This window comes from Psychrobacter sp., assembly GCF_049295055.1.
Taxonomy (GTDB): Bacteria; Pseudomonadota; Gammaproteobacteria; order Pseudomonadales; family Moraxellaceae; genus Psychrobacter.
Window position 1 is genome coordinate 35,582 of sequence record NZ_JBAQQF010000016.1, and the last position, 7,093, is coordinate 42,674.

The 7,093-nt window shown below is 40.8% G+C and carries 5 protein-coding genes; 4 read left to right on the forward strand and 1 reads right to left on the reverse strand.

From position 1 onward, the window contains the following. Positions 1-70: 70 nt before the first annotated feature. The 3 genes from nirK to WAZ74_RS02800 all read left to right on the forward strand — a co-directional run bounded on the left by nirK (position 71) and on the right by WAZ74_RS02800 (position 3,564). A complete protein-coding gene (gene nirK / locus WAZ74_RS02790; RefSeq protein ID WP_422305574.1) occupies positions 71-1,597 on the forward strand; it encodes a copper-containing nitrite reductase in 1,527 nt (508 codons plus the stop codon). A 211-nt stretch (positions 1,598-1,808) separates the two neighbouring features. After that, positions 1,809-2,651, forward strand: coding sequence for a formylglycine-generating enzyme family protein (locus WAZ74_RS02795; protein WP_422305576.1), 843 nt, complete (start codon positions 1,809-1,811; stop codon positions 2,649-2,651). 145 nt (positions 2,652-2,796) lie between these two features. After that, positions 2,797-3,564 carry an SCO family protein gene (locus WAZ74_RS02800; protein ID WP_422305578.1) on the forward strand — a complete coding sequence of 256 codons (768 nt, stop codon included), beginning with the start codon at positions 2,797-2,799 and terminating at the stop codon, positions 3,562-3,564. Positions 3,565-3,860: 296 nt separating this feature from the next. On the opposite strand, the gene WAZ74_RS02805 is transcribed toward WAZ74_RS02800, so the two are convergent. After that, the gene (locus tag WAZ74_RS02805; protein WP_422305580.1) at positions 3,861-5,387 is read right to left on the reverse strand and encodes an acetyl-CoA hydrolase/transferase family protein; all 1,527 of its coding nucleotides are present in this window, start codon (positions 5,385-5,387) and stop codon (positions 3,861-3,863) included. A 664-nt stretch (positions 5,388-6,051) separates the two neighbouring features. On the opposite strand from WAZ74_RS02805, the gene WAZ74_RS02810 reads away from it, so the two are divergent. Further along, positions 6,052-6,915, forward strand: a complete 864-nt coding sequence (locus tag WAZ74_RS02810; RefSeq protein WP_422305582.1) for a universal stress protein — start codon at positions 6,052-6,054, stop codon at positions 6,913-6,915. Positions 6,916-7,093 lie beyond the last annotated feature (178 nt).

Below are 7,093 nucleotides of genomic sequence, written 5' to 3' on the forward strand. Positions count from 1 at the left end.
GCATGCCAAAGAACGATAAAAATCGAGCTTTATTATATAAGCCACTTATTTTCAATTACTGGAGAGCATGATGCGTCTTTTCAATTCATTAACACCTCAAAACCACTCACCTACTTACTCTACATTAGCCATCGCTTGCTTATTGGCGCTGAGTACAGCAGGTATGGTTGGTTGCGATAAGTCAAACCCTGAACAGACTGATGCAACCAGCGCCGAGAACGCACAAGTCGAAAACGACAGCAAAGCTAAGACCACTAAAGACGGTGAATTGCCTGTTATTGACGCCATCATCACCCATGCGCCTGATGTTCCACCGCCCATTGACCGCGATTATCCCGCAAAAGTGGTCGTAAAAATGGAAACCGTAGAAAAAGTCATGCGTTTAGCAGATGGCGTCGAATATAACTTTTGGACATTTGGTGGGCAGGTGCCAGGACAGTTTATACGGGTTCGTCAAGGGGATGAAATTGAGTTTCACCTATCAAACCATCCTGACTCTAAAATGCCGCACAATATTGACTTACACGCAGTGACCGGTCCAGGAGGCGGTGCCGCTTCTTCTTTCACCTCTCCGGGCTATACATCAGAATTCAACTTTAAAGCCTTAAAACCTGGTTTATACGTCTATCATTGTGCCGTAGCGCCAGTTGGAATGCATATTGCCAACGGCATGTATGGTTTAATATTAGTCGAGCCAGAAGAAGGCTTGCCAAAAGTTGATCGTGAATTTTATGTCATGCAAGGCGATTTTTACACCAAAGGTGACTATGGCGATAAAGGCTTACAACCTTTTGATATGGGAAAAGCCGTCAAAGAAGATGCAGACTACGTGCTATTTAACGGCTCAGTTGGCGCGCTAACCGGCGAAAACTCGCTACAAGCGAAAGTCGGTGAAACGGTGCGTTTATTTGTCGGTAACGGTGGCCCTAACTTAGTATCGTCATTCCACGTTATCGGTGAAATTTTCGATAAAGTCAATATGGAAGGTGGCTCAGCTGAAAACCATAATGTACAAACCACGCTTATCCCGGCAGGTGGTGCAGCCATTACTCAGTTTAAAGTAGATGTACCGGGTGAGTTGGTAATTGTCGATCATTCTATTTTCCGGGCATTCAACAAGGGTGCGCTAGGTATCATTAATGTCGAAGGCCCTGAAGACCCAAAAATCTACTCTGGAAAAGTACGTGAGACTGTCTATTTACCAGAAGGTTCAGCTGCTCAAAGTATTGGCAAGAACAATACCCCTGCACCAAAAGTAGTCGCTGCAAACAAACAAGAAAGAATTAAAATGGGTGAGTCAATTTACGCCAGCAACTGTGCAGCCTGTCACCAACCTGATGGTACTGGTGTGCCAAAAGCCTTTCCACCATTGGCCAAATCAGACTATTTAAATAAAGATCCTAAACGTGCCATCAGTGCTATTTTAAATGGCTTGAACGGTAAAATCACCGTCAATGGTCAAGAGTATGACAGTGTCATGCCAGCCGTTGCTTTAGATAATGAGAAAGTCGCTAACGTTGTGACTTATATCATGAACAGCTGGGGTAACAAAGGTGGCGAAATCACACCAGAAGAGGTTAAAGCGGCTCGTAAGTAGATCTGATTGGTTTCCTAATTAGACAATCAACTGTCCTGTCATCAAGTCAAAGCGGTACCTCATTCAGCAAGAATTCGGTACCGTCACTATAAATGAAGGTTTCGAAATACAGCCATAAAAATAAGGCTTTTTATAGTGACCGACTACTTAATTGAAAGCTTGATTGATTGCTATACGCCCTATCCTTTTTGAGACAACTAGGAGGTTAGTTATGTCCTCTACTTACATCACTAAAACTCATAAAAATCTAACCACTTATGCTCGTCCTTTCGTACTATTATTTGCAGTCAGTTCACTTATGATAACGATAGACTGTGGACTCGTAAATCAAGCACAAGCAAAAGAGCTGACGATACAGCCGGGTACATATCGCCCGTTGTACTTAAGCAAAAACTCGCCTTTAGTGGCAGTAGATCAGTTCAAAATAGATGAATTGCCGGTTACCAATATACAGTTTTATCAGTTTTTAAAAACAAATCCGAAGTTTAAGAAATATGCTATGGCACCCATTTTTGCCGATTCAGGTTACTTAAAGCATTGGCTGAACACTAAAGATATTTCTGTTCCTATAAAATCTGACTTTCGCAAGCCTGTGGTGAATGTGTCATGGTACGCCGCCAATCAATATTGCCGCTCTCAAAACAAGCGCTTACCAACAGTTGAACAATGGGAATACGTGGCACAAGCTTCTAGCACCCATAAAAATGGCAGCTTAGAGCCTGGTTATAACCAGCGCATACTGGACTGGTATAGCAAATCTGCTGGGAATAAAGACCAACTTGCGGATGTCGGACAAAGCTCTGCCAATTATTGGGGCGTCAAGGACATGCATGGTCTGATTTGGGAATGGACAGAGAATTTTAACAACAGCTTAGTCACTGGCGAATCACGCTCAGACAGCACCCTTAACCAACAGATGTTTTGCGGCTCTGGCGCCGCGGGTGCTGTTGACCCAAGCGACTATGCCGCCTTTATGCGTTATGGCTTTCGCTCAAGCTTAGAAGCCAAATATACCATCAGTAGTCTTGGCTTTCGCTGTGCGAATGATCAATAAGAATTTAAGGATTAATGCTACGTGATTGATTGATAAATTTACCAAGTAAACAATTAGATATATCCTTTCTCTAAAATAGTGGGCATTAAAATATCGATTGACCAGCTATTTTAAAATTAATTTAATTGCTTTTAAGGACTGTCTCATGAAAACAATAAAAACTATCCAAAATACAGCGGCTCACCCACTGGTTCAAGCTATCAAACTGACCTTAGCTGGCGGGTTCTGCATTGCATTACTAGGTTGTGGCAATCCTGATTCTAATAAAGTAGCCGCTGCACAAAATACACAGACTGAGTCCAAGCCTGAATCCAAATCTAACTCTAAGCCTGCGGCTATGAATCATGATGACATGAACGACATGGATCATAAACAGATGAATAGTGAAAACATGAACTCACATCAACCTGCCGAGGCGTTGGGGCAAGATTATTCTATTTACCAGGTAGGCGGCGATTGGACAGACCATAACGGCAATACCTTTGAGCTGGATAAGCTTAAAGGTAAAAATCAGGTAGTGGTGATGGCGTATACCAGCTGTCAGCATACTTGCCCTATTTTGGTTCAATCCATGAAGCAGATTTATAAAGAGATGAAACCTGAAGCACGCACGCAAACTGAGTTTTTGCTGGTCACGTTAGATACTGAGCGTGATACTGTGGATGTGATGAAGAATTTTGCTGAACACAATGAGCTTGCCGATAACTGGCGCTTGATACGTAGTGATAAAGCCAATACCCGTATGCTCGCCAACACGCTAAACATTAAATATCAATTTGCCGATAATGGTGATATTAATCACTCCAACCTGATTTCTATTTTGGATAAAGAAGGCCGCTTAGTGGGCCAAGGCGTTGGGGTGGCTGATTCTAGTATTAAGCCATTGATTAAGTATTTGAACGATCATAGCTAAATAGTTAAAACGATAACTTGATTATTTTACTATAATGGAGTCACTTTAAAACCAATACAACATTGCTGAAATGAATTTTTCGTAGCCTCTGTAGTGCGAATCACACAGCAAGTAAGATAAATTTATATCAGCAATACTTGTATATAGATATATCGATTTTATATCGTACTGACTATATCCTATACATAAAAACACCGCTTATCTGCTGACAGACAAGCGGTGTTTTTTAAATGTATCTATAAGCTTATGGTGTTTTATAAAATGATAAAGCTTTATAAACTTACAGCGTTGTACGCTTACTTGATGCGCATATCACCGGTTTCAACATAACGTTGATGCCATGATAACGACTCATTAAGGATATGCGGCGTTTGCATGCCAGCAGTGCTAGAGGCGCGATCAAAGTAATCTTGTAGCATCGGACGATAGTCTGGATGCGCACAGTTATCGATAATCGCTTGCGCACGTTGACGCGGTGCCAAACCACGCAAGTCAGCCAAACCTTGCTCAGTCACAATGACCATCACATCATGCTCAGTGTGGTCATGATGCGAAACCATCGGCGTGATACAAGAGATAGCACCATCTTTTGCCACTGATGGCGATACAAAGAATGAGGTATAAGCGTTACGAGCAAAGTCACCTGAACCACCGAGGCCATTCATCATGTTGGTACCCATGACGTGAGTTGAGTTGACGTTACCATATAGGTCACACTCAATCATCGCATTGATTGCCAGTACACCTAAGCGACGTGCGACTTCAGGGTGATTGGTAATCTCTTGTGGACGTAAAACAATACGAGCACGTAACTCTTCGATATTGGCATTAAAGGTTTCTAGTGCATCTGGGCTTAATGACAGCGCTGTGGCGGATGCCATGGTCATTTTGCCAGACATAATAAGGTCTAACATACCATCTTGTAATACTTCAGTATAGCCGGTCAATTGCTCAAACGGACTGTGCTGTAAGCCTGCTAATACTGCATTAGCTACGTTACCTACACCTGATTGGATTGGTAATAGATTTTCTGGCATACGGCCTTTTTTGACTTCATCATGGAAGAAGTCAATGATATGGCTAGCGATTTTGTTTGAGTTTTCATCTGGATCAGCAAACTTACTGTTACGATCTGGTGAGTCGGTTAAAACAACCGCTACAACTTTATCCATATCACAATGCAAGTACGGAACACCAATACGTCCGCCTGGGGTGACTAATGGAATAGGTTTACGATTGGGCGGCATACCAATATCGTTATAAACGTCATGCATACCTTCTAACATTAAGCTTTGCTGAGCATTGACTTCTAAAATAATGTGGTCAGCATTCTCTAACCATGCATTACTTGTACCAATTGAGGTCGAAGGAATCAGGCGGCCATCTGGCAAAATACCCGAGACTTCGACGACAGCCATATGCATGTCGCCGTAGAAGCCAATGGTACTTTGCTGCGCTACATGCGATAAATGCATGTCAAAATAATAGGCTTCACCGGCGTTAATTTGTTTACGTAGTGCAGGCTCTGACTGATACGGCGTACGCCATTTGATGCCTTTGGCTTCAGCCAATACGCCATCACACTCAGTCGCAGTAGATGCACCGGTTAGCAAACCAATTTGAAATTCTTCACCGCGAGCGTGCGCAGCTTCCATATGTTTGGCAAGCGCCGCTGGTATGGCTTTTGGATAGCCTGCCCCCGTAAAGCCACTCATACCAACATTCATATCGTGTTTGATAAATGCCGCTGCTTCATCAGCAGACATGATTTTTTTGCTTAGACCGTCGTGTAGTACGCGACCTTCATGATTAATTGATGTCATACCTTTTTTCCTAGTAACTTCCATATTAAAATCAAACTTCATCATAACGAAGAGTTTGATACGAAACTAACAACAAAATTCATTGCAGCATATTAACAAGTTTACGGTAAAAAACAAGCTGATTGGCTTAAGTTTTAATGTAGCTACTGACATATTTTCATATAAAGCTAACAATAGTTTATATCTTAAAAGCACTGTTTTCTTTTTATATTTTATATATAAAACGCTCATTTATTATTTATATTCATTAGATATTTTTTATAGTCGCCTATAACGCTAAAACACGCTATATAAGGCTTTTCAACTGCTATTCTTCGTTTATTCAGTGTTTAACATATAGAAATAAGTACTTTTATCTCTTAATTCTTTGAAAAAATATAATTGACTATAATAAGTTGTAAATAAAAAAAGTATCGGTCGCTGTGCAAAAAGTATGATATAAGCTTAAAAATTAGAATTTTGTTCTGTTTTAAATATTACGTTTTATGAGATTAAACGCCTTCTTTTTAAATAATAATAGCGATTTTGGAAAGTTATCGAAAATTTGTGAGTACAGATTATAATAAAAACCAGCTTATTAACAACCTTATTCAGTAGCACTCACCTATAATAGATTTATTAAAATAAGCTTAGTAGATAATAAATTAAAACTTAAGGATAGATTATGACAACCGAACAGCACGTTTTGGCTTGTATTGACGGTTCAGCGGTGACAGAGTCCGTTTGTGATTATGCCGCATGGTATGCAAGAAGACTAAATTTATCGGTGGGATTGTTACACGTCAGCGATGTTGCAGCGTCAATCAGAAGAGACTTATCAGGAGCGATTGGTATCAATAGTCGCCAGTTTTTGCTAGATGAATTGACGCAGCTCGATGAACAAAGAGCTCAGGTTGTAAACAGCTATAGCAACGCCTTGGTACAAGATGCAAAAAGTCATATCCAAAATAACTTTGATGACGTGGAAGTCCGTATCTATCAGCGCCGCGGCAAGCTGTTACCTGCTATCGAACATTTTAAAGCAAACAACAATGCTATCGTCATGGGGCGCCGCGGTGAAGATCACAAAAACAGCCGAATCAATATCGGTAGCCAAATCGAAACGGTTGCGCGCGCCTCTCAAATACCTGTGCTAATTTGTTCAGAGAAATTCAAAGAACCCAGCTCATATATGGTTGCATTCGACGCCAGTAAAACCGCCATTAAAGCGATAAAGATGCTTGCAAACAGCAACCTATTAAAAGATATGCAAGGTCATATCGTGATGATCGGTAACGATAATGATACGTCGAAAAAAAGCCTTGCCAATGCCCTTACACAAATGGCAACAGCAGGTTTCTTAGTAGAGGCTCATCACCTACAACAGCTTGATGCCGTTGATGGATTATTAACCTTTCAAATAGACAATCAAATCGATATCATTGTGGTTGGTGCTTATGGACGCTCTAAATTACAGCATTTATTCCTTGGCAGTATCACGACAGAGATTATTGCTAGCACTGTATCACCAGTGATTTTAGTACGCTAGATACTGATAGAATATCGGTAGTTTTAATAACGATACTTTTAATAGCAATGGTAATATAGTCAGTTCAAAATAAAATTGTTATGGCCAGGACAAATATCACGAAACAGTTTAGGTAGATTATTCTCCATCCAACCTTGGCGTATAAACTTAGCTTGCGCCCATTTCTTTTCGATAGGGT